We start from the raw sequence: 22,599 nt of genomic DNA, 5'->3' as shown, positions 1-22,599 counted from the left end.
TTACTTTAAAGAAAATGGTTACTTATGGGCTAATTCAACCGTGCGTCAATTAAAAGGCTGATAATCATGCTGGTAGTGGAGCTTTAAATTGATCCATTCAGCTAATGAGATATCTTGATCTTTTAAGGCCAAACTCAGTTGACGGTTATTATTATTGGCGACTTGGCAATAGCTATTGTCTCTTTCCATACCAGAGTTGATTGCGGTTTGGCAGGCTTGATTAAATTGGTATTGATATTGGTTTAAAGACGCAATGTATTGACGTTGTTGAGCCGTATTTTTGACAAAATAGATAGACCCAACAATAAAGGCGCAGCAAAGCAGCACAAAAGCCACGCGCTCTTTTCTAGATAAGGTAATAAATGAAGCGGATTTATGCTTATTATGGTGAATAAAAGTAGCCATGAGATCATCCTTAATCGCGGGCAAAAAATGTACTACTTAGTAGTATCACCTAATTATTGATTAAATTGTGATTAAGGTCTGAGTTTTTAGGTTTCCTAGCTTAGGAGGCTGGCTTATTTATGGCCAGAATGGTGATAATTTATCCGCCACACCAGTAAGGCAGCCTTAACTTAACCCGACAATCTCGCCATTTTTATCAATATCTAGGTTCATAAAAGCCGGTTTTTCTGGCAGACCCGGCATGGTCATAACATTGCCGCATAAAGCGTAGATAAAGCCTGCTCCGGCGCACAGTTTTAGCTCACGAATTGGCACGTCGAAATCTTGTGGCGCACCTTTTGATCCGCCATCGGTGGTGATCGATAACGGCGTTTTTGCCATACACACTGCAAGTTTATCAAAGCCTTGCTGAGTAAATTGCAGCATTTGTTGTTGCGCTTTGGCAGATAATGTCACTGAGCTCGCGCCATAACCTTTTAATGCCACTGCTTGCAGTTTGTGTTCGATTGAGTCATTCAATGAATAAAGTGGTTGGAAGTGTGGCGGTGTTTGGCATTGAACGACGACTTTTTGGGCCAGTTCAAGTGCGCCTTTGCCGCCTTTCACGAACCCTTCACTCAATGCAATGCTGACATTATTAGGCAGCGCTTCAACCAGTTGAATTAATTGATCGATTTCTTCTTGGGTATCTTGTGGGAAACGGTTAATCGCCACCACCGCAGGGACGCCGTATTTATTGACGTTATCGATATGCCACTTTAGGTTTTCAAATCCGGCCACTAACGCCTCGGAATTAGGCGCTAATATAGACTCTGGGATCGCTTGTCCTGGACGTAAATCGTATAACCCTGAATTGGCTTTAAGAGCGCGTAGGGTGGCAACGATCACCGCGCAATCTGGCGCTTTATTGGAAGCTTGAGCTTTAATATTACAGGCTTTTTCAAACCCCATATCAGAGCCAAAGCCGCCTTCAGTCACAGTGTAATCAGCCAGTTTGGTGGCAATATTATCGGCAATGATAGAAGAGTTACCATGAGCGATATTGGCAAAAGGACCAGCATGGATAAGAGTGGGAACCCCTTCAAGCGTTTGCATTAAGGTTGGCTCTATCGCATTTTTCATGGTGACCGTCATTGCGCCTGCCACTTGTAAATCTTCAGTGGTGATTGGGTTGTTCTCAATATCGTAAGCCACCACAATGCGACCAATACGTTGGCGTAAATCGGCTAGGCTATCGGCTAAAGACAAAATCGCCATTAATTCCGATGCGGCTGAAATATCAAAACCATCTTCTCGCTCAAAGCCGTTAATGGTTTTATCGGCTTCATTTTTACCGACAGTGATCATGCGTAGCGCGCGATCGTTATGATCGATCACTCGTTTCCAAACCACTTTACTTGCATCAATGCGCAGCGCTTTCATCTCGGTGCGCTGTTCAAAGTGCTCATAGCCCAAACGTTGCTCGTGATAAATACGCGCATCAATCGCCGCAGAGGCTAAGTTATGCGCGGCAGTCACCGCGTGGATATCGCCAGTTAAATGCAGGTTTAGTTCTTCCATTGGTGCGACTTGCGAGTAACCACCACCGGCCGCGCCCCCTTTGACTCCAAACACTGGGCCCATTGATGGTTGGCGAATACACGCCATGACCGAATGTTTATTGTTTTTGCTGGCTAAATGATGAGTGGCGGAGGAATTTTTGGCTAAAGACAGCGCCAAACCTTGTGCCAGCGCTACCGCCGTTACAGTTTTCCCTTCACCTAATGGCGTTGGCGTGATAGCGGTCACCACCACCAATTTTCCGGTTGGTTGGGAATGAATACGTTTTAAGCTATTAAGTGAGACCTTGGCTTTGTACGCCCCTTGGCTTTGGTATTCGTCCGTGTGTAAGCCAAGTTGAGTCGCAATGGTGTCAATTGGCGTTAATGGTGTGATACGGCAAATTTCAATGTCAGACAGCATAAAGGCTCATCAAAGGTAGTTGAAGTGGCGAGGGAAACGTTTGCGTGGCGATAATAGCGTGTAATTGTCGCTTGTAAAGCAAAAATGGTAGTGGATAATTTTGTCGCGGAAATTTTAGCCTCAATTGCTGCTTTATCCAACTTTTTCCTGTATTTCACAGTGTAATTTGAGATCTCGAAATTATGCCGTTAACAACGAAATCTTCAGATATTTACATTTCTATACCCAAAGTAATTGAAGTTGCAGTGAGGCGGCAAGTAAACGAAGCATCATGAGCTTAGCTTGCCTAAGTGATTGGGGTGAGTTAGCGCAGCCAACAAAGCTGCAGCTTCAAGTAAGACGGTTATATACCGTTGATTTGGTTCACAAGAGGGTTAGGCTGCATGAACCTTTTATGACATTTGGACTTTTAGCTTGCTTTGCTGTTAGATATTTATAACATACGCATATCCATATATAAGAGGCGGTGCTTATGTTACCTCATCAATTTTTTAAACTGCTTGCAGATGAAACCCGAGTGCGTTGTGTGTTAATTATCGCCCGTGAACAGCAAGTATGTGTCGCGGAACTGACCCAAGCTTTGGATCAAAGTCAGCCCAAAATTTCACGACATTTAGCTTTATTAAGGGCCAGTGGTGTGGTGGTGGATATTAGGCAAGGGCAATGGGTTTTTTATCGCTTAGCCGATGACTTACCGGGTTGGATGAGAAAGCAATTACAAGGTTTGCGCGACTCGAAATGTTTAGCCGCGCAATACCAGAAAGATGTGCAGAGATTAGCACAAATGAAAGAACGTCCAACGTGCTGTGTTTAACAGTCGCCAACAACTATGCGATTTCACGTTAGACGCAGATCAACAATGATGAACATTTTAAGGATAAAGAGATGACGATAAAAGTAGGAATTAATGGATTTGGGCGCATTGGTCGTTTAGCACTTCGCGCCGCATTTGATTGGTCTGAGATTGAATTTGTGCAAATCAATGATGTGGCTGGCGATACCGCGACTTTGGCGCATTTATTAGAGTTCGATTCAATTCAAGGTCGTTGGCACCATGCGGTCACCTGCGCAGACAATCACATGCTCATTAACGGTCAGTCGATAAAAGTCAGCCAACAAAAAGCGATTGCCGATGTGGATTGGTCACAATGTGATGTGGTGATTGAAGCGACTGGGGTACACCGTAAAAGCGCATTATTAAATCAATATTTAGCGCAAGGCGTTAAGCGCGTGGTGGTGTCGGCACCAGTTAAAGAAGCGGGTGTGGCCAATATCGTGATGGGAGTGAATGACAATATATTCGAGCCTGAAAAACATCGTATTGTGACCGCGGCGTCTTGTACCACCAACTGCATTGCGCCAGTGGTGAAAGTGATCCATGAAAAACTCGGGATTGAGCAATCGAGCTTTACCACCATTCACAACCTGACTAATACTCAAACCATTTTAGATGCGCCACATAAAGATCTACGCCGTGCCCGCGCCTGTGGTATGAGCCTGATTCCGACGACAACCGGATCTGCCACCGCAATTGTCGAAATTTTTCCGGATCTAAAAGGCAAAATCAACGGCCATGCGGTACGAGTACCTTTGGCTAATGCATCCTTGACCGATATCATTTTTGATGTGAAACGTGATACCACGGCAGAAGAAGTGAACGACTTATTACAGGAGGCGTCAGAGAGAGAATTAAAAGGCATTTTAGGCTTTGAAGCCCGCCCATTAGTCTCGATTGATTATAAAGGCGATCCGCGTTCCACCATCGTCGATGCGCTTTCTACTATGGTGGTCGGTAAGCGAATGGTGAAAATCTATGCTTGGTATGACAATGAAATGGGCTATGCCACCCGTACCGCCGAGTTAGTTCGTCTCGTTGGCCAAAAATAACAAGGAAAAATCATGATCCATCCTACTTGGGAATTAAAACTTGATACTGGCGCCTTGATATTAACGCCGTGTCCTGGGACTAAAATTGTGTCTTTGATTGAAAGTTTACAACAGCTAAAAGCGCAAGGCGTGAGCGCAGTTGTGACTGCTTTGAGTATCGAAGAAATGCAGCAAAAAGGTGTTGATGATCTGTCAAAACAAGTCGAAGCATTAGGCATGAAATGGTATCACGCGCCGATTGAAGATGATCAAGCGCCAGACGCGAGTTTTATGCAGCAATGGAGCTCGTTAAGTCAAGCGTTGCATCAGCATATTGATAAAGGTGAAAAAGTGGCAATGCATTGCATGGGCGGCTCGGGTCGTACCGGATTATTAGCGGCGCATTTTTTGCTGGAGAAAGACTGGCCTTTAGATTTGATCATCGAGCAAGTGCAAGCCCTGCGTCCGGGGGCATTTACTAAGCCCGATCAGATCGAATATATTCGCGCTTTTGCGGGATAAATCGCTTTATATAAAAGACATTAACCAAAGTGATAAAAGTAGGCCGTCGACCCCTTCTTTTATTCACTTTGAGTTTAGATAAAGGTTGAGTGATAAAAATGATAGCCGCTTTATCTCGCTTAGATAGCACCTTACGACAGTACATGTTGGTGACGTTTAATTATTGGAACTTTACCATTACCGATGGTGCATTACGCATGTTGGTGGTGTTGTATTTTCATGACTTAGGTTATTCAACCTTAGCCATTGCTTCCTTGTTTTTGTTTTATGAATTTTTTGGGGTTGTCACCAACTTAGTTGGAGGATGGCTAGGCGCAAGGTTGGGGCTCAGCCGAACCATGAATGTGGGTTTGGCGTTGCAAATACTCGTGCTACTGTTACTTGCAGTGCCAAGCAGTTGGTTAACCGTTGCATGGGTGATGCTGGCACAAGCGATTTCTGGTATTGCCAAAGATCTGAATAAAATGAGTGCCAAAAGTTCGATTAAAACCTTAGTGCCGAATAATGAACAAGGCGCGTTGTATCATTGGATTGCAGTGTTAACCGGTTCTAAAAACGCACTAAAAGGTTTTGGTTTCTTCATCGGTGGATTGCTGTTGACGTTGATTGGGTTTCAATATGCGGTTTTAACGATGGCAGCGGTATTGCTGTTGGTGTTCATGAGTAGTTTACTGTTTTTAAAATCCGATATGGGTAAAGCAAGCACCAAACCAAAATTTTCGGAGATGTTTTCTAAATCTTCGAGTGTCAATATATTATCGGCGGCGCGCTTATTTTTGTTTGGCGCACGCGATGTGTGGTTTGTGGTCGCATTGCCTATTTATTTAGGCAGTGTATTTGGTTGGGATCATACTTATGTTGGTGGTTTTTTAGCCTTATGGGTGATTGGTTACGGCATAGTACAAACTCAAGCGCCCAAGTTAACTGGAAGAGGGGGAACGGGTAGAGAAAAAGGGGTTACCCCAGATGGAAAAATGGCGTTAATGTGGGCGGTGCTATTAACCGTAGTGACAGGTGTGATCGCATTGGCTATCCAAGTCAATTGGTATGCCGAGTATACCATCGTGATCGGTTTGCTGATATTTGGTGCTATCTTTGCGGTTAACTCATCATTGCATTCGTATTTGATTGTCAGTTATGCCAAGCAAGATGGGGTGTCGTTAGATGTTGGCTTTTATTATATGGCCAATGCGATGGGGCGCTTAATCGGGACGGTTTTATCTGGTTGGGTGTTCCAAGTCGCTGGTTTCGCAGCCTGTTTATGGGTGTCGTTTGGATTTTTAGCCTTAACCTGTGTGATTTCGCTTTGGTTGCCCAAACATACCGCAACCACGGTCTAAGCAAAACGATCACATTAAAGACTCGGCATAGACATTGGCCTAGGCGATTATCAATAAAAAGCTCGCGTATTTGAGATAAATCAATGCGCGAGCTTTTTATTTATTTGGAGTTAAATGTAATACCAATTCCATTTAATATTGGTGTATACCCGTCTTACTTGAAGCTGCAGCTTTGTTGGCTGCGCTAACTCACCCCAATCACTTAGGCAAGCTAAGCTCATGGGGCTTCGTTTACTTGCCGCCTCACTGCAACTTCAATTATTTTGGGTATAGAAGCTTAATTTAATGAACCTACTTCACCAACCATTCAATTTTTTCATTGGCACGGATCGGCACAACGACATCATCGCCAAATGGCATAGTGGCAGGGACATCCCAAGCTGATTTTTCTAGTGTGATGGTGTCGCTATTACGTGGCAAGTTATAAAAATCAGGACCATTATGACTGGCAAAGGCTTCTAAGTTTTCAAGCTTATCTGCGAGATCAAACACTTCGGCGTAAAGCTCAATCGATGCGTGAGCGGTATACGAACCGGCGCAACCACAAGCCGTCTCTTTTTTACCTTGAGCATGCGGCGCAGAATCGGTGCCAATGAAGAATTTTTTGTTGCCGCTGGTGGCTGCTTCAATTAACGCTTGTTGATGTGAGCCACGTTTTAAAATTGGCAGGCAATAAAAATGAGGACGAATTCCGCCCACTAACATGTGATTGCGGTTGAACAATAAATGGTGGGCAGTAATGGTCGCGGCCACATTGTCACCGGCGTTTTTAACAAACTCAACGGCGTTGCTAGTGGTGATGTGCTCTAACACGATTTTTAAATGCGGGAAATCATTGACGATTGGCGCAAGCACGGTATTCAAAAACTGCTCTTCGCGGTCAAAAATATCGACATCGTGAGTGGTGACTTCGCCATGAATTAATAACAACATGCCAATTTCAGCCATTGCCTCTAATACCGGATAGATTTTTTGTGCCGACGTCACGCCAGAATCAGAATTAGTGGTCGCGCCAGCCGGGTAGAGTTTACACGCCACAACCTTGCCAGAAGCGTGCGCGGTGCGGACATCTTCAGCGGTGGTGTTATCGGTTAAATACAGCGCCATTAAAGGTTCGAAAGCGGCGGTTTTGTTGTGCGCCATAATGCGTTTACGATAATCAAGCGCCATCGCCAGATCGGTCACCGGTGGAACGGTATTTGGCATGATCAACGCTCGGCCATTGTAACGGCTGATATCTTTTACCGTGTTGGCAAGCGCATCACCATCGCGTAAATGTACATGCCAATCGTCAGGACGGGTAATGGTTAGGGTTGTCATGGATTTCTACCTTTTATTGATTCATGCGGGAAAGAAAACGCAAACGCTTGCATTTGGTGTGGGATAATAGAGCAATTGTCGCTATTTTTCATCAAATTTTACTGGAACTCTGATAACATTGTTTCAAAGCAAGAAAGCGTCATAACCAAAATTGTGGAGTAACAATGAGCCAGTCGGAAGTGGAAAAAAAACTCGCCAAACTTGAAGCCACCCTTGGCCTTGATGAACATATCCCCGCCACACTCTCTCAAATTAATGTTTATCCGGTGAAATCAATTACCGGTATCGGCGTGTCATCATCGTGGGTGGAAAAACAAGGACTAAGCTTTGACCGACGTTTTATGGTGGCCGATACGAATGGCCGGATGATCACTGCGCGGGAAAATAACCAGATGGTGCGAGTGAAATCTGCCTTGCAAGCCAATGGTTTAGTGTTGACTTACCCAGAGTCTGCGCCGCTGCATCTTCATTTTTCTGAATGCTCAATGGAGGAGGTGACTTGCCAAGTATGGGGTGATGAATTCATTGCGTATTCAACCTCACAACAAGCCAATGATTGGTTTAGCTTTATTATTGGTAAAAAAGTCCAACTTCTATTTACGGGCGAACAATCCAATCGCCAGCGTGAAAAAATTCAAACCAACGTCAGTTTTGCCGATGGTTATCCATTGCTACTGATTAGCCAAGCCTCACTTGATGAACTGAATCAACGTTGTTCAATTTCAGAGCAACCAACGCAACATACGATGGCGCAATTTCGCCCTAATATTGTGGTAGCCGATACCGAAGCGTTTGCCGAAGATAGTTGGAAACGTTTTCGTATAGGCGAAGTTGAATTTGAAGTGGTGAAACCTTGCATGCGTTGTGTATTGACTACAGTGAATCCTAAAACTGCGATGCGCAGTGAAAAAAATGAACCAGTGAAAACGATGGCAACATTTCGCGCAGATGAAAGTGGTGGCATCTTCTTTGGTCAAAATGTGATCGCCAAAAATGAAGGCATGATCCGCGCGGGAGATGTGGTGGAAATTATCGAAACCAAAGAGAAAGAATGTTATGCCGATACCAGCGCCGATGTGGTGGAAGTGGCAGCAGTAAAAAAGGTCACTATTAGCATTGATGGCAATCTGTTTGAAGGTGATAACCAATCGACGTTATTAGAGCAAGCGGAAAAGGCGGGTTTAGCGATCGCCAATAGTTGCCGTTCAGGTTTTTGTGGGTGTTGTAAAATGACATTAGAATCAGGCAGTGTCGATCAACCGGATATGCCCGCGTTATTTCCTGGCGAAATTGATGAAGGTAAAGTGTTAGCTTGTTGTTGTGTGCCAAAATCGGATGTTGAGTTAGTCAGCTAAACTCAATCTAGTGTGATGATATAAGAAGCCATAACATTACGTGAATGTTAACGTTGTGTGTGGGGCATCCGTATAGTGTCAGTAAAGCAAGCTGTTTAAGGAATGGGTTAGCTTTTTTTGTAAAATTAAGTTACATTCCGTCTGAATTTATCGCAGTCAGTCGATAAGCTGTTTTATCGTCTATACCGTGGCGGAACAAAACACATCTTTGTGTTGTTAGCCGGACCTTTATCCTTATTGAATTATTTAGTGTTATGTCTAAACAACGATTATCTCAATTGCGTCAACATCCTTCGTTTCCGCTCGCGATGAAAATAGCGGCGGGTCTTGTGGTCCTTTTCATTTTGTACGCCATTATTTCCGGCTCCGGCGACGGGCGTAAATCCGTCCCTATGGATATGGATAAAATTCTTGCTAAAGAAAAGCTGGCGGTGGCGAAAACTCAACCGATCATGCCTTTAAAAGATGCGCCCTTGTATGCGTATGAAATTCAACCGGGCGATAACTTAAGCAGTATTTTTGTTCGTTTAGGTGTGCCGTATGGTGACATGCTGAGTGTGATGGATACCGACCAAAACCACCTGACTTTAGATACCTTAAAGCCGGGCAATATTTTAAAAATTTGGATGGATGAGAAACAACAACATCTAACTAAATTAGAAGTGGAATTCACCATTGCGGACCGAGTGGTATTTACTCGCCATAATGATGAAAGCTATACCTTTAAAGACATCACATTAGATGGTGTTTGGAAATCGTACCCGCTAATAGGGAAAGTTCATGGTAGCTTTTCAACATCGGCTTATAAAATTGGTGTGTCAGGGGCAGAAATTGCCAATATTACCCAATTATTAAAAGATAAATTAAATTTTGGTCGTGATTTACGCGCAGGTGATCGCTTCGAAGTATTACAAAATCGTCAGTTTATTGATGGTGTTGCTAGTGGTAATCGTGAAATAGAAGCGATTCGAATTTATAATCGTGGCGTGGTGATCAGTGCTTATTTACACAAAGATGGCCAATACTATGACCAGCATGGCGATAGCTTACAACGTGCATTTTTACGCTGGCCGTTAAAACAGCATTATCGTATTAGTTCACCATTTAACCCGCATCGTTTACACCCTGTGACGCATCGCTTAGCGCCGCATAACGGAACGGATATTGCTTGTCCAAGTGGTACCAACGTTTATGCTACCGGCGATGGTATCGTGACCATGATCCGAAATCACCCATACGCAGGTAAATACATCGCGATCCAGCATGGAAGTACTTATCGGACTCGTTACTTGCACCTAAGTAAATTCTTGGTACATAAAGGGCAAGTTGTTCATCGCGGACAATTAATTGGTAAATCGGGTGCAACAGGGCGAGTAACCGGCCCTCATCTGCATTATGAATTCATTATCCGTAATCGTCCGGTAAGTTTCTTAACGGCGAATATTCCGATGGCTACGTCTATCTCGAAAGAAGATAAAGCCGAGTTTGAACAACATGTCAGCAAGATCGATAAAGAGTTTAAACAAGCGGAAGAAACGGCTGCGAATGCTCCAGAAGCAGAAAATGCAAAACCGGGTGAGCAACAAAGCTAAATCCCTCAATAACTGAATAAGGCAAGTAATTTACGTTACTTGCCTTTTTTCTCCTTTATTTTCGGGATAAACCCTATCTTGAAATAGAATACTTAAAACAAAGCATAAGCTTAGAGACCGTCATGAATCCTCCTCCACAAAATATAACCGCGCCAAAATACGCATGGCAGACACCACAAATATTCTTGTTGTTAGTGTCGATAGTGGTGCCAATCGCTTTTGCCAGTTGGCAGGCATTATTGAATAACTTTGTGATCGAAAAAGCCGGATTTACTGGGGCGGATATTGGTTTACTGCAAAGCGTGCGCGAGATACCAGGCTTTTTAGCCTTCACTGTGGTGTTTGTATTGCTGTTTATTCGTGAACAAAAATTTATGATTGTCGCCTTGGCGATGCTGTCGATTGGCGTTTCTATCACCGGTTTCTTTCCATCGGTATTGGGCTTGCTTATGACCACCTTATTGATGTCGACCGGATTTCATTATTTTGAAACCTTAAAACAGTCGCTGTCTTTACAATGGTTATCGAAAGAAGAAGCACCGGAGTTTCTTGGTAAATTGATCGCGGTGGGTGCGTTGGCATCGCTCATTACCTATGGTGTGTTATGGGGGATGTTAGAGATCCTGAAATGGGACTATTGGCATGTCTATCTGGTTATGGGCAGCGCGGCACTCATTGTCACCGTCTTTATGGCATTGGCATTTCCACAGTTTGAATCCACTACCATCCAAAATAAAAACTTAGTACTACGTAAACGTTACTGGCTTTATTACGCGCTGACCTTTATGAGTGGCGCACGTCGTCAGATCTTCACCGTATTCGCCGGATTCTTAATGGTAGAAAAATTTCATTATACCGCAGCCGATATTACACTGTTATTTTTGATTAATTTTGCCTTTAACTTTATGTTTGCCAAAAAAATTGGCCGCTTTATCGGCGTCATTGGTGAACGTAAAGCGATGATATTTGAATATTGCGGCTTGATCTTAGTGTTTGTCGGTTACGCCTTAGTGCATAACGAGCATTTAGCCGCAGGTTTATATGTGATTGATCATCTGTTCTTTGCTTTGGCTTTGGCGATTAAAACGTATTTCCAAAAAATTGCCGATCCAAAAGATATGGCCTCGACTGCTGGGGTTTCATTTACCATCAATCACATTGCCGCAGTTATTATTCCCGTTACTTTTGGTATGTTATGGCTACACTCACCAGCAGCGGTATTTTATATCGGTGCACTCATGGCGGCGGTATCGTTATTGCTGGCTTTCAATGTACCGTCTAAGCCAAGTATGGATAACGAAGTATGTTGGTTTCATTGGGGTAAAAACTAAAGCAAATTCCATTTAATATTTTATCAATTTGAATACGCCGAAAAGACGCTGATCCGTCCTAGTCGCTTGAGAAAATTGTCAATCTTGTTCGATTATTAAATCGATGTAATTTGTATAAAATCGAAACATTAAAGATGAGATCAAAAAGGCCGAACAGAGTGGATATTCTGTTCGGCCTTTTGCGATCTTATGTTGAGTCTTAGCTAGATAAGAGGTTATTTATTAGACCAATCAGGCTGAAAAGTATTGCTTTTAGGGCGGATCACCACGCTGCCGGCTAACTTGTCATGCAGGCCTTGTTTCTTGCTATCTACCGCCACCCAAAAGAAGCCAAGAAAGAATAAAAAAGTAGAAACAAAATAACCAAGGTAGCGAATCACCGACTGAGTGGTGGTGAGCGGTAAACCTGTTTTAGCATCAACTACTTTGGCCTTGATCATCATCTTACCTGGAGTGGCAGAGCGATAGCGCCAAAATAATACCGTAATAATTAATAGTGGTAAGTAACTCCACAAGGTACCGCTAGGCAGAACGCTTGACCAAGAAGTGCTGATAGAGTGAAAACTGCCCATGTCATTTTGCATTGAATAACGTTCGACATTATTAAACATATTTCCAATCGGCAGTAAAAGTAACAGGCACGAATATAAAATGGTATCGACAAGGCTAGCGCCAACGCGAGCCCAGAAACCAACGTATTCGTATTCTGTTGGTGTGCCTACTACGTTATTAAAATTAACCATATTGCTTCCTACGTGAGAATGTAATTTGCTTATAAAGCGGTGATCAATGCTGAAATTATCCCGATCAGGCCACCGAAGATCCCTCCCCAAACCACCAGCCAACCTAAGTGTTGCTTAATCATCGTCTGCACCATCTCTTTCACCATCTTAGGTGTTAATTCATCTAATCGTTGATCGATGATCGACTCAATCTTAGTGCTAATGTCATTTAACGTAGATTGACTGTGGAGCTGATCTTGCACCGCTTGTTGCACTTGTTCGCTATGGCTAATTTCTACCATAGACTGCTGCATTTTATCAATAAAAGGCTGCTTTAATGGTTGCAGTGCTTCGGCGCCGCCCATCATAGCCAGCATACCGCCAAACGATGAATTTAAAATTACTTCGGTTAAAGAATCAAATGAAGGGGCTAAATCGATTTTTTCAATCACAGGTTGAAGATCTAAACCTTTACCTTGAGACATGCCATTGCTAATAAAGTTCTCAATATTTTGGCCGGTGAAAAATTCATCCATCATTAAATGCTTTATGGCCGATTTGAATTGTTCAAACCGTGCGGGGATCACGCCAGAGCCATATAAACCAGGCACTTTTTCAAACAGCATGTGGATAGCGAGCCAGTTTGTGATCGCGCCAGAAAAAGCAAATAGACCAGCATAAAGCACTAAGGTCTGCTGAGTGAAGTAACCAATAGCCAGTAAGGCTAAAGACAAAAGATTAGTAATGAGGCTTTTATTCATAATGCGAATTCATTTAGGTTGATCAGTTATACGAAAGATAAATGGCAAAAAGGATGATAAACCATAAGAGTTATCATCCTTTAAGGAAATCTGAATGCAGCAGTCTTAAGCATAAATCACAAGAGACTGCCAAGGCCATTAGAATTTACTTGGCGCGAAACCCGTCATGGCTTCAAGATTCAACTGCTTACCGATTTTGGTAAGAGGATGAACAATGACTAAGCCTTTGCAGGTTTTTTTCAAGCTACCTTGGTCTGCTTGTTCTGCTTTAGTCAATTCACGAATAAACGGCATTGCTAATAAAGCTTTGCGTTCTTTATTCAAATCAAAGCTGTCCTTGTGGTTCATTTGAGCCAGTTTTTTAGTGATTTGTTTAATCTCAAGTTCAAACTGAAAAATCGTTGATTTGTCAGCACGAGATTTCGCAGCTTCTAGCTTATGGCGACATTTATCGAGTCGGTTGTTTAATAGTTGTTTTTCATCATTTTGGCTCATATGTACACCAGTCTAGTTATCACAAAATACAGGGCGCAGATTATAGCATAGAGAGTTTTTTTTACCTACCTATCTATAGTTAATCAGCATTAAATTTGTATCGTTTTTTTGTAAACCATTCTATAGTTAACCAAATGTAATTCCACTGTTAAATACAGGTTGCATTCACTTGTTGAATGTAAGATTAAGTTTAAAAAACAATATATCTTATTCGTATTAACCGATTGATTAATAATCATAGTTTTGATTTTAAACAAGATTTATTATGATGGTGAATTTGCGTGATACTCAATACTATAAAGTGGCTTTGTTGCGTAATTCAAATTTAGAGGTGACAACACTAGAATGGTGTTATTTCAATCAATTCGGTAAGTTTTAGGCATACCTAGCCCTGTTAGTTTATTTAAAGCTTTGATCATTGCGTAAGCTTCTCCAACTTGGGCATTATAATTTCTTAAGCTGAGTGTTCCGCCCAATAGCTTTTTCACTCGATGAATTACCTCAATTTATTAATGTACTACAAGGTACTATGTCGATTGTGGGTCCGCGCCCCCATGCGGTGTCGCATAACGAACAATATCGCAAAATTGTTGATAATTATATGGTGCGTCATAAAGTTAAACCTGGCATCACAGGGTTAGCGCAAATCAGTGGTTACCGTGGTGAAACCGATACGGTGGATAAAATGGCAAAACGCATCCAGTATGATATTAGTTATATACAAAATTGGACGGTATTTTATGATTTTAAAATTATATATATAACGATATTTAAGGGCTTTTTTGGTAAGCTAGTGTACTAATTGATGAGTTGAAAAAAAATAAAAAATCGACAGGGTGTCACTTCAGGGCAAAATCGCGAACGTTTTTTGAGCAATTAATGCATTCATTGACGCTCTGCTCTATTTATGATCTCATACTCGATATTTGAAGCGAAAACTATGCATATCGATACATTTAAAGAACATTTCAAGGCTGTAAACGACAATCGACAATCGACAATCGACAATCGACAAAGTGCCAAAGTCACTTATCCTTTATTCGATATCCTATTTGGAACCTTATGTTCCGTTATCGCTGGTGCTCGTGGCTGGTTTGATATCCATGAATATATCCTTGGTCATCATGATTGGTTTAAACAACTCGGGTTATTTCAAGAGGGGTACCCGTCGATGACACCATTGCTCGTGCTATTTCACACCTTAAACTAGAACAATTTCAAGAATGTTTTCTAAGTTGGATGAGTGCCGTCCATCAGCTTACCGAAGGTGAATTGATTGCTATTGATGGTAAAACCTTACGAGGTTCATACAATAGAGAAAACCGCAGCTCAACCATTCATATGATTAGTGCATACGCTTCTGCTAACAAGTTAGTTTTAGGGCAGTTAAAAACTGAACAAAAAAGCAATGAAATCACAGCAATACCAGAACTAATTAAGATGCTAGATTTGCGTGGAGCCCTTGTCTCTATTGATGCAATGGCATGCCAAACTAAAATTGCAACCGCAATAATTAACCAAGGTGGTGATTACTTGCTTGCTGTAAAAAGTAACCAAGGCAATCTAGCGAAAGCAGTAAAAAGCGCATTTACACCTAAACGTAAATTATCATCAGAGTCTGATGAAGTTAAACCAGAAAAGCATCATGGACGCGTTGAATATCGTAAAAGTTATGTTCTGGATGCCGATAAGTTAGAAGGCAATTTTTCTCGTTGGAAGGGGTTAAAAACCATTGTCATGATAGAGAGTTGTCGATATGTAAAAAGGAAATCGTTCAGTTTAGAGTATCGATATTACATAAGTTCTAAAAAAATGACTTCTGAGCAGGTCTCCAATGCCGTGCGTGAGCATTGGGCAATTGAATCGATGCATTGGACCCTGGATGTCAGCATGCAAGAAGATGCTTGCCAAATTTTTCAAGAAAATGCTGCTGAAAATTTAGCGTGTTTACGGCATATGGCACTTAACATGTTGCAGTTAGAATCAACCAAACTCAGTATTATTGCTAAGCAAAAGCGATGCTGGATGAAAACAGAGCATTTAGAAAAAGTATTGATAGCTGGAATTATGGGGCTGGCTAAAAACTAAACACTCACGCGTTTGCCCTGGGTGTCACTTATGTCGAGAATCTAACGGTGACAATCATTGTTGTTGTCAATGGAGCGAGTAAAAAGCATAATTATATTGTATTTAAGTGATGACATTTTTCATAATTGGTTAAATGTTGATAGAAAATTGGCTTAAAACTGTCTTGATTTTGAAGCGGTGATGTTTTAATTCTCGGCTGCATAGTCAGATAGAGCATTCTATTTCGATAATGATTTATTTATATATAGGTTAGAGTTATGAGTCGTGAGGCTATTAAAATTGCAAACGATGGTTTTTCCATATTAGTTAAAATAGTTGATTTCAGTATCATCAATTTAACATTAATCGGTTTGCTAAAGTTGAATGGATTACACCCATCGATTGTGGATGTTTCCGCAGGGCTATTATTTTCAGCTATTTTTCTACTGAGTGGTGAATATACCGGCTTCTATAAACTGGGTTTTGAATCAAGTAAGATGCTATTTTTAAAGAAGTTTATTGCCATTATTCTCACCTCTCTTATTTTGATGTCATTGGTCAAAACTCAATTTATAGCTTTACCTTGCATAAAAGATGCTGCGCTTACCAGAGAATTACTCTGGATTGTCTATAGCGTCTCTTTTTTCTTAATAGGTATTTTGCGCTTATCCCTTTTGTCTATAAAAACAGCGCCGCCAAAAATTGCCATTCTAGGCTTAACCGCGGGTGGACTGTCAGTGGAACGCGGGTTAATAGAAAAATATGGCAAGGATATTATTCAGAATATTGCTTTTTACGATGATCGTGGCCCAAAACGTTTTGGTTATATGACGAAAAGTGCCTATAAAGGAGGCATTGCTGCATTACTTGAACTAGCGAAAAAAAATGAAATCGATGAGGTATATATTGCTCTTCCTCTGGTGGCCCGTGATCGAATTCGTAAATTTATGCATATTTTGTCGGATACCACTGTTGATACCATGATCGTTCCTGATCTGTATACCTATAATTTATCCAATATACAGTTAAAATCAGTTGGTCAGGTACAAACCTTCAGTGTTTTTGCCTCTCCTTTTGAAGGACTGGGTGGCGTGATTAAAAGGGGCATTGATCTTGTTGTTGGCAGTGTGATCACGTTAATAATTTTACCTGTGCTCGCTGGTGTCGCGGTGGGGGTTAAACTGAGTTCACCTGGACCGGTTTTGTTTAAGCAAGATCGTTATGGTTTGGGAGGAAAGAAAATTAAGGTATGGAAGTTCCGTTCAATGAAGGTAATGGAAAATACGGATGTAGTGGTACAAGCAACCAAAGGCGATCCTCGTGTTACCAAGTTTGGCGCTTTTATCCGCCGTACATCATTGGATGAATTACCACAATTTATTAACGTATTACAAGGGACGATGTCAATTGTAGGGCCGCGTCCGCATGCGGTTTCGCATAATGAGCAATATCGCAAGATTGTTGATAACTATATGGTGCGTCACAAAGTCAAGCCTGGCATCACAGGATTAGCACAAATTAGAGGCTTTAGAGGTGAAACAGATACCCTTGATAAAATGGCAAAGCGCATTCAATATGATATTCGCTATATGCAAAACTGGACACCATTGTATGATCTGAAAATAATTTTCATGACAATATTTAAGGGTTTTATGAGTGAAACGGCATATTAAATGATTGGGGCATTAAAGTGGAAAAAGGATTATCTACTGCTTTTAGGCTGCATGGCTGCCGCCTACAGTATGACGACGCGAGCTGACAGTCGTTTTCAAGATTTGACACACCATATCGACCCGTTACTCGGTCTAGATTTTACAGCGTCGTTGACGAGTGATTATGGGTATAATGATAATGTTTTATATCAAAAAGATAGCAATATAATTGGCTCAAACTACTATTCCTTCCAGCCAAGCTTGTCAATGGAAGGGCATAGGAATACAAAAGATTTCGGTTTTTACTATCAAGGTGATTATCGCAATTATACCAATAACCAGGTGAGTGCAGACAGTTATGCCGATCATCAATTAAGTGGTGTGTTTAACTGGGAGTTAGGTCTGCGCCATCATGTTGAATTTGAAGGGAACTATGGGATAGGCCACGAGGCGAGAGGAGAGGGAGTCACCCGTGGGTTCTTTTTTGGTGACAATTCAACTAATGCCAAACTTGCTACTTTTGATGCGTTTAATATTGAACACGAAATCGGTAATGTGAATACCGACTTTGAAGCAACGTATACTTATGGAGCAAAAGGCGCTAAAGGCAATATTCTTGTTAACCTTGGTCAAAAAAAACTTGATTACGATATTTTAAACAGTTATGCCTATGAGTTTCAAGATTATCTAGAGAATGAACAATTTACGGAAACCCATGCCAGTATTAACTTTCGGCATCACTACACAGATAAAACTCGTTTTGATTATACCTTAATGTATCGAAGTTTTGATTACTTGGATCCGGAACGTTGCAATGATGAGTATATTGCCCTTTTTTCTATCATTAGCCAGTTAACGGGTAAGTCAAAAATCGCGGCAAGAGTGTACTATCTTGACAATAAAATGCCGGATCGTTCCATAACCAGCGTGAATTGGGATGTGATGTATAAGTGGCAGCCAGTGGATTATTCTAGTCTAGTGCTGAAAACACTCAGTGTATTGAAAGATCCGGACAATACAGGTGATTATATTCAATCTTATCAGTCGAGTATTGCGTTACAACACCAATTTTTAGGGCATGTTTCCAGCCAACTAGCTTATCATTATGTACATGAGAAGTATCAAATAAGGAAAGCAACAGATCAGTATAACTACGTTAACTTTAGCTTGAATTATCTATTCAGACCTAAGGTAAAGTTAACCTTGGATTATAAGTACTCTTTGTATAGGACAGATGACAGCACTAATCCTGCTTATATCAATGGCGCTGACTATCAGAGAGATTTAGGTTATAAACAAAATGAAATCGGATTATCGGTTAACTTGGTGATTTAAATGAAAAATATAACATCAGTTTTACTCACGTTCTTTGTCTTTGTGTTGGTGAGTACCAATGTATCAGCTGACTCTAAAACGAACCAGCAAGCAAATGAAAACCCTTATGTAATATCAATGGGCGATCAAATACAGATCTCTGTTTATAACGAAGCAGACCTTTCGATGTCACTTCTGGTTGATGAGACTGGCAGTGTTATGTATCCATTGATTGGAAAAGTACAACTGACGGGTAAAACGCCCAATCAAGTGTCGATTGATATTCGAGACCGATTAAAAGATGGCTATATGAAGCGCCCTATGGTGACAGTCTCAATTACTGAATTTAGCCCGATCTATGTTTCAGGTGAAGTTAAAACCCCTGGTAGTTATGACTATCAACCAGGATTTACGTTAGAGAAAACGATTGCTGTTGCCGGTGGTTTTACTGACCGAGCTGATCGTGATGATATAAGCATTCGACGTGCCGATGGGCAACTCTTAAAAGATGTCGAGAACACACAACCTGTTTATCCTGGTGATATTGTCATTATTGAGCAGAGTTTCTTCTAAAATTAAGTTGGTATAAATGAACTCATTATTTGTTGAAGAGGGAAGCAAGCTAGAAAGTACTATCGACTTTTCCCGCTTGTTGAAAGCAACTAAAAAAAATTGGTGGAAAATCCTGGCATTTAGTATTTTGGTTACAGGGATCTCTATTCCTATGATCTTAAAGCTAACGCCTAAATATGAATCTTTCGCGACCATTTTATTAAAAGCAGATTTAAGCGAGTCAACGACATTTGACAAAACCGTACCATTTGACTCGACCCGTGCTCGTTATTTTGATACTCAATATGAGTTGCTTAAATCGCGCCATTTGGCTGCTCAAGTGGTCGATGAATTAGCGTTATATAATAAACCTGAATTTGTTGGGTCAAAGACAGTTAAAAATGACAATCTAGATAAGAAAAAATCCCGTAGTATCAAATATCTAATGAAACACATGACGGTATCTCCGGTGAGACAAACTCAAGTTGTGTCGGTTGATTTTGAATCGGAGAATCCTATTGATGCTGCCGCAGTGGTCAATCAAATTGTTAAGGCTTTTGTCGAACTGTCTATAGATGATAACCGTCAAACCAGTCAAGAGGTCAGTCAGTTTTTGGCTAAACAGGTTGATGAAATGCATCAACGATTAAAAGCGAAAGAGAAAAAATTAAATCAATACCTGACAGAGCAAAAATTGATCACTTATGATGATGGCGTTGATGGGTTTCAATCCAAGCAATTATCACTTTTAAGCGAAGATCTAGCCGCGGCAACTGCGCAACGTGCCAGTATGGAAGGTATGTATAATACGGTGGTGCAATATCAAAAGCATAAATTGTCGGATCTTGCCGCTCTTCCTGATGTCTCGCGTCACCCTCAAATGGAGAATTTGCGCCAAGCCATTATTTATCAGCAAGGCCAGTTGTCTGATCTTGAAAATCGATATGGCCCAAAGCATGAGAAAGTGATTCAGGCTCAAGCTCAGTTGAGAATTCTAAAAAATCAGGCTGACAAACTGATTAATGAAATTGTGGTAGGAGTGAAGGATCAATATAAAGCGGCAGTATTTAAACAGCAAAAATTACAGGCCGCTTTAAATCAACGAACCAACGACTTTCAATTTTTAGGTGTGCAGAAAACGAAATACCACAATATGACGGATGATATTAGTCATACTCGAGATCTCTATAACCAATTATTGCAGCGTCAGAATGAAACTCAAATTAATACTAAATTTATTGAGTCAACTGTAAAAATAATTGATGCAGGCCAAGTACCGAGTAAAGCAAGTAAGCCTAATAAAATGTTGTTAATTGTTATGGTGGCGATTGCTTCATTACTGATTGCAACCTTGTTTATATTAATAATGGCAGCTTTAAATAATAAAGTGATGTCTATTTTCGATGTTAAGCGCCGTTTAGGTTTGGAGGTTTTAGGTGAAATACGAGCTTATCCTCAGGCGATTACTCCTAATGATGCATTGGAAAATAGTATCAAATATCCCAATATTGACGCTGCATCACTAGGGATCCGTAGCCAGATTTTACTGCTCAACAGTGAAGCCAAAATACTGGCCGTAACATCGGCACATGCGCAAGAAGGTAAATCGTTAGTGGCCTGTTTAGTCACTAAATCAATGGCGATTGATACGCGAGTATTATTAATTGATATGGATTTAAGACAAAGTGATCTCACGTTATCATTAGGTGATACAGATCAACTTGGTTTAACAGATGTGCTTTACCAAAATGTGCCTGTGGAGCAAGCTATTGTTAAAAAACAAGGGTTTGATTGGCTTGCAGCTGGCAAAGACCAAGCATTGTCACCTCTAGTTGTACTGACCCATCCTAATATTGTGTCTCTTTGTGAAGGTTTGCGTAAAAATTATGACTACATTATTATTGATACGCCTGCTATTTCTGACAATAAAGACACTCAATTAATTAGCAAATTTATTGACGCGGCTATATTTGTCACCGCGTCTAATTACAATAGTTCCAATATATCACTCGCGGCAATCAAGCAATTAAAAGTGCAGAAGACACCATTCTTAGGTTGTGTGTTAAATAAAGTAAACGATAAGTTATTAGAGTCGAATGAGAACCTTAATATGACCTCGCGTGAGGATATCATATTATGAGTTTGCTCAAAGGGGCCTCTACCATTGGCGGAGCATCGGTGATCTCACAGGTTATTGGTGCCTTAACACTGTTGTTCATGTCTTCTCGCTTTGGTATGGCGGATGTAGGGAATTACGCATTAATGATGAGCATTGTATTAATTGGTGCTCAAATTGCGTTGTACGCTTCCCATTTCTTGTTACCGAAAGTGGATCAGTGTGATTTTGGTAAAGCTGTGTATTTTTGCTTTTTACAGTCAGTTGTAGTGAGTGTGATTTATGCGCTAGGGGTGAGTTTTTTCTTTACGTTGCCGTTAATTGCTATTTATGTTTTAACCGTTAGCTATGCCTTGATGATCGTCTCTGAGAACATTTTTTTGCGTAGTAAGTCTTTTGTGTGCTTGGCATTTCAACGCATTTCGGTTACTACCATCGTATTTTTATCACTTTTTGTCGCTCACAGTATGGCGCAATTTTATCTTATTTGGGCGGGCGCCTTGTTGTGCTTAATATTGGCTTGGCTATATTATGGTCTTGATAAGAAAGACTTTTCAAAGTCAGATTTTCGCCTTAAGACTCAGCGCAAGTATTTAAGTGAACATTGGAATCATTTATCAAGGGTGGGGACAGCAGAAGTTGTAGCCAATGCCAGTTTGCAATTGCCTACGGTTTTTATTAACTATTGGTTTAGTCCATTGGTTGCCGGTTATTTTGCCGTGGTCAACCGTTTTTGCTTATCGCCGGTTTTAATCTTAGGTCAGTCAGTGAGTAACTATGCCTTTTCTAAGTGGTCTGAAGATTTTCGCAATAAGACTTTTAATTACATTGAATTTAAGAAGATTAGATCGTTCTTATTGGCGATTGCATTAATAACTGTCGCTGGTATTTATGTTGTTTATCCATGGTTAACACATAATTTTGGAAATCATCAATGGGAGCAATCGGTTGAAACATCGCGCTTAATGTTGCCGTATGTTTTTGCGATGCTTGCGTTTGTGCCTATGACGGTTCTTGAGCTTATTTTTGGCACCCCGAAATACTTTTTACGCATTCAGTGTGAGCAACTTGCGATTGTGGTGCTTGCGTTTATTATCATGCCATTTTTCTATAAAAGTTATGTTGCTTCCCTTTTGGTATTTACAGTATTAACGGCTGGTCGGTATCTTATGATCTATGTCTATATTAATAGACATGCGGCTACGTTAAACAAAGATGGTGTATAAG

18 protein-coding genes and 3 pseudogenes are annotated in these 22,599 nt (G+C 41.0%); 14 read left to right on the top strand and 7 right to left on the bottom strand.

All coding sequences use genetic code 11. From position 1 onward, the window contains the following. Positions 1–45: 45 nt before the first annotated feature. Both GFB47_RS15085 and GFB47_RS15080 read right to left on the bottom strand, forming a co-directional pair. On the bottom strand, positions 46–405 hold the full coding sequence (locus GFB47_RS15085) for a hypothetical protein (RefSeq protein WP_153448839.1): 360 nt from the start codon (positions 403–405) through the stop codon (positions 46–48). Between the two features lie 165 nt (positions 406–570). Then, positions 571–2,367 (bottom strand): formate--tetrahydrofolate ligase, encoded by a 1,797-nt coding sequence (locus GFB47_RS15080; RefSeq protein ID WP_153448838.1) that lies wholly within the window; start codon positions 2,365–2,367, stop codon positions 571–573. A 472-nt stretch (positions 2,368–2,839) separates the two neighbouring features. Between GFB47_RS15080 and GFB47_RS15075 the strand changes: the two genes are divergently transcribed. From GFB47_RS15075 to arsJ, 4 genes are all read left to right on the top strand, one after another. Beyond that, positions 2,840–3,181, top strand: a complete 342-nt coding sequence (locus GFB47_RS15075; RefSeq protein WP_153448837.1) for a metalloregulator ArsR/SmtB family transcription factor — start codon at positions 2,840–2,842, stop codon at positions 3,179–3,181. 71 nt (positions 3,182–3,252) lie between these two features. Beyond that, on the top strand, positions 3,253–4,254 hold the full coding sequence (locus GFB47_RS15070) for an ArsJ-associated glyceraldehyde-3-phosphate dehydrogenase (protein ID WP_153448836.1): 1,002 nt from the start codon (positions 3,253–3,255) through the stop codon (positions 4,252–4,254). A gap of 12 nt (positions 4,255–4,266) precedes the next feature. Then, complete coding sequence (locus GFB47_RS15065) at positions 4,267–4,755, top strand: cyclin-dependent kinase inhibitor 3 family protein (RefSeq protein ID WP_153448835.1); 489 nt, start codon at positions 4,267–4,269, stop codon at positions 4,753–4,755. Between the two features lie 98 nt (positions 4,756–4,853). Beyond that, positions 4,854–6,095, top strand: coding sequence for an organoarsenical effux MFS transporter ArsJ (arsJ, locus tag GFB47_RS15060; protein WP_178306530.1), 1,242 nt, complete (start codon positions 4,854–4,856; stop codon positions 6,093–6,095). A gap of 291 nt (positions 6,096–6,386) precedes the next feature. Here arsJ and pyrC read toward each other — a convergent pair whose 3' ends face one another. Next, on the bottom strand, positions 6,387–7,415 hold the full coding sequence (gene pyrC / locus GFB47_RS15055) for a dihydroorotase (protein ID WP_153448834.1): 1,029 nt from the start codon (positions 7,413–7,415) through the stop codon (positions 6,387–6,389). Positions 7,416–7,579: 164 nt separating this feature from the next. On the opposite strand from pyrC, the gene GFB47_RS15050 reads away from it, so the two are divergent. The 3 genes from GFB47_RS15050 to GFB47_RS15040 all read left to right on the top strand — a co-directional run bounded on the left by GFB47_RS15050 (position 7,580) and on the right by GFB47_RS15040 (position 11,693). Beyond that, positions 7,580–8,770, top strand: coding sequence for a YcbX family protein (locus tag GFB47_RS15050; RefSeq protein WP_153448833.1), 1,191 nt, complete (start codon positions 7,580–7,582; stop codon positions 8,768–8,770). Between the two features lie 254 nt (positions 8,771–9,024). After that, complete coding sequence (locus GFB47_RS15045; RefSeq protein WP_153448832.1) at positions 9,025–10,362, top strand: peptidoglycan DD-metalloendopeptidase family protein; 1,338 nt, start codon at positions 9,025–9,027, stop codon at positions 10,360–10,362. Between the two features lie 122 nt (positions 10,363–10,484). Continuing rightward, the gene (locus tag GFB47_RS15040) at positions 10,485–11,693 is read left to right on the top strand and encodes an MFS transporter (RefSeq protein ID WP_153448831.1); all 1,209 of its coding nucleotides are present in this window, start codon (positions 10,485–10,487) and stop codon (positions 11,691–11,693) included. 215 nt (positions 11,694–11,908) lie between these two features. On the opposite strand, the gene GFB47_RS15035 is transcribed toward GFB47_RS15040, so the two are convergent. From GFB47_RS15035 to GFB47_RS15020, 4 genes and pseudogenes are all read right to left on the bottom strand, one after another. Continuing rightward, complete coding sequence (locus tag GFB47_RS15035) at positions 11,909–12,436, bottom strand: RDD family protein (RefSeq protein ID WP_153448830.1); 528 nt, start codon at positions 12,434–12,436, stop codon at positions 11,909–11,911. A 29-nt stretch (positions 12,437–12,465) separates the two neighbouring features. Then, on the bottom strand, positions 12,466–13,176 hold the full coding sequence (locus GFB47_RS15030; protein ID WP_153448829.1) for a DUF445 family protein: 711 nt from the start codon (positions 13,174–13,176) through the stop codon (positions 12,466–12,468). Between the two features lie 138 nt (positions 13,177–13,314). Continuing rightward, on the bottom strand, positions 13,315–13,671 hold the full coding sequence (locus tag GFB47_RS15025) for a YibL family ribosome-associated protein (protein ID WP_153448828.1): 357 nt from the start codon (positions 13,669–13,671) through the stop codon (positions 13,315–13,317). Between the two features lie 356 nt (positions 13,672–14,027). Beyond that, a pseudogene (locus tag GFB47_RS15020) lies at positions 14,028–14,168 on the bottom strand (IS5/IS1182 family transposase); the annotation flags it as partial. Here GFB47_RS15020 and GFB47_RS15015 point away from each other — a divergent pair. The 7 genes and pseudogenes from GFB47_RS15015 to GFB47_RS14985 form a co-directional block, all read left to right on the top strand. Then, a pseudogene (locus tag GFB47_RS15015) lies at positions 14,156–14,473 on the top strand (sugar transferase); the annotation flags it as partial. The pseudogenes GFB47_RS15020 and GFB47_RS15015 sit on opposite strands and share 13 nt — an antisense overlap. A 138-nt stretch (positions 14,474–14,611) precedes the next feature. Next, positions 14,612–15,759 (top strand): annotated as a pseudogene (locus tag GFB47_RS15010) (ISAs1 family transposase). Between the two features lie 257 nt (positions 15,760–16,016). Then, on the top strand, positions 16,017–17,411 hold the full coding sequence (locus tag GFB47_RS15005) for an undecaprenyl-phosphate glucose phosphotransferase (RefSeq protein ID WP_153448827.1): 1,395 nt from the start codon (positions 16,017–16,019) through the stop codon (positions 17,409–17,411). Then, the gene (locus GFB47_RS15000; RefSeq protein WP_153448826.1) at positions 17,412–18,725 is read left to right on the top strand and encodes an outer membrane beta-barrel protein; all 1,314 of its coding nucleotides are present in this window, start codon (positions 17,412–17,414) and stop codon (positions 18,723–18,725) included. It begins immediately after the preceding gene. After that, positions 18,726–19,277, top strand: coding sequence for a polysaccharide biosynthesis/export family protein (locus GFB47_RS14995; RefSeq protein ID WP_153448825.1), 552 nt, complete (start codon positions 18,726–18,728; stop codon positions 19,275–19,277). A gap of 16 nt (positions 19,278–19,293) precedes the next feature. Continuing rightward, positions 19,294–21,396: a GumC family protein gene (locus tag GFB47_RS14990; RefSeq protein ID WP_153448824.1), complete on the top strand. Its 2,103-nt coding sequence runs from the start codon at positions 19,294–19,296 to the stop codon at positions 21,394–21,396. After that, positions 21,393–22,598: a lipopolysaccharide biosynthesis protein gene (locus GFB47_RS14985; RefSeq protein WP_153448823.1), complete on the top strand. Its 1,206-nt coding sequence runs from the start codon at positions 21,393–21,395 to the stop codon at positions 22,596–22,598. Before GFB47_RS14990 ends, GFB47_RS14985 begins: the two co-directional genes overlap by 4 nt. Position 22,599 lies beyond the last annotated feature (1 nt).

The sequence above is a fragment of the Vibrio algicola genome (assembly GCF_009601765.2).
GTDB lineage: Bacteria > Pseudomonadota > Gammaproteobacteria > Enterobacterales > Vibrionaceae > Vibrio > Vibrio algicola.
The sequence above is the reverse complement of the archived record's forward strand: the minus strand, read 5'-3'. Positions and strand labels throughout refer to the sequence as shown.

Excerpts from the sequence above, each read along its gene's own strand:
- GFB47_RS15085 (WP_153448839.1), bottom strand. The coding sequence starts at position 405 with ATGGCTACTTTTATTCACCATAATAAGCATAAATCCGCTTCATTTATT.
- GFB47_RS15080 (WP_153448838.1), bottom strand. The coding sequence starts at position 2,367 with ATGCTGTCTGACATTGAAATTTGCCGTATCACACCATTAACGCCAATT.
- GFB47_RS15075 (WP_153448837.1), top strand. The coding sequence starts at position 2,840 with ATGTTACCTCATCAATTTTTTAAACTGCTTGCAGATGAAACCCGAGTG.
- GFB47_RS15070 (WP_153448836.1), top strand. The coding sequence starts at position 3,253 with ATGACGATAAAAGTAGGAATTAATGGATTTGGGCGCATTGGTCGTTTA.
- GFB47_RS15065 (WP_153448835.1), top strand. The coding sequence starts at position 4,267 with ATGATCCATCCTACTTGGGAATTAAAACTTGATACTGGCGCCTTGATA.
- arsJ (WP_178306530.1), top strand. The coding sequence starts at position 4,854 with ATGATAGCCGCTTTATCTCGCTTAGATAGCACCTTACGACAGTACATG.
- pyrC (WP_153448834.1), bottom strand. The coding sequence starts at position 7,415 with ATGACAACCCTAACCATTACCCGTCCTGACGATTGGCATGTACATTTA.
- GFB47_RS15050 (WP_153448833.1), top strand. The coding sequence starts at position 7,580 with ATGAGCCAGTCGGAAGTGGAAAAAAAACTCGCCAAACTTGAAGCCACC.
- GFB47_RS15045 (WP_153448832.1), top strand. The coding sequence starts at position 9,025 with ATGTCTAAACAACGATTATCTCAATTGCGTCAACATCCTTCGTTTCCG.
- GFB47_RS15040 (WP_153448831.1), top strand. The coding sequence starts at position 10,485 with ATGAATCCTCCTCCACAAAATATAACCGCGCCAAAATACGCATGGCAG.
- GFB47_RS15035 (WP_153448830.1), bottom strand. The coding sequence starts at position 12,436 with ATGGTTAATTTTAATAACGTAGTAGGCACACCAACAGAATACGAATAC.
- GFB47_RS15030 (WP_153448829.1), bottom strand. The coding sequence starts at position 13,176 with ATGAATAAAAGCCTCATTACTAATCTTTTGTCTTTAGCCTTACTGGCT.
- GFB47_RS15025 (WP_153448828.1), bottom strand. The coding sequence starts at position 13,671 with ATGAGCCAAAATGATGAAAAACAACTATTAAACAACCGACTCGATAAA.
- GFB47_RS15005 (WP_153448827.1), top strand. The coding sequence starts at position 16,017 with ATGAGTCGTGAGGCTATTAAAATTGCAAACGATGGTTTTTCCATATTA.
- GFB47_RS15000 (WP_153448826.1), top strand. The coding sequence starts at position 17,412 with ATGATTGGGGCATTAAAGTGGAAAAAGGATTATCTACTGCTTTTAGGC.
- GFB47_RS14995 (WP_153448825.1), top strand. The coding sequence starts at position 18,726 with ATGAAAAATATAACATCAGTTTTACTCACGTTCTTTGTCTTTGTGTTG.
- GFB47_RS14990 (WP_153448824.1), top strand. The coding sequence starts at position 19,294 with ATGAACTCATTATTTGTTGAAGAGGGAAGCAAGCTAGAAAGTACTATC.
- GFB47_RS14985 (WP_153448823.1), top strand. The coding sequence starts at position 21,393 with ATGAGTTTGCTCAAAGGGGCCTCTACCATTGGCGGAGCATCGGTGATC.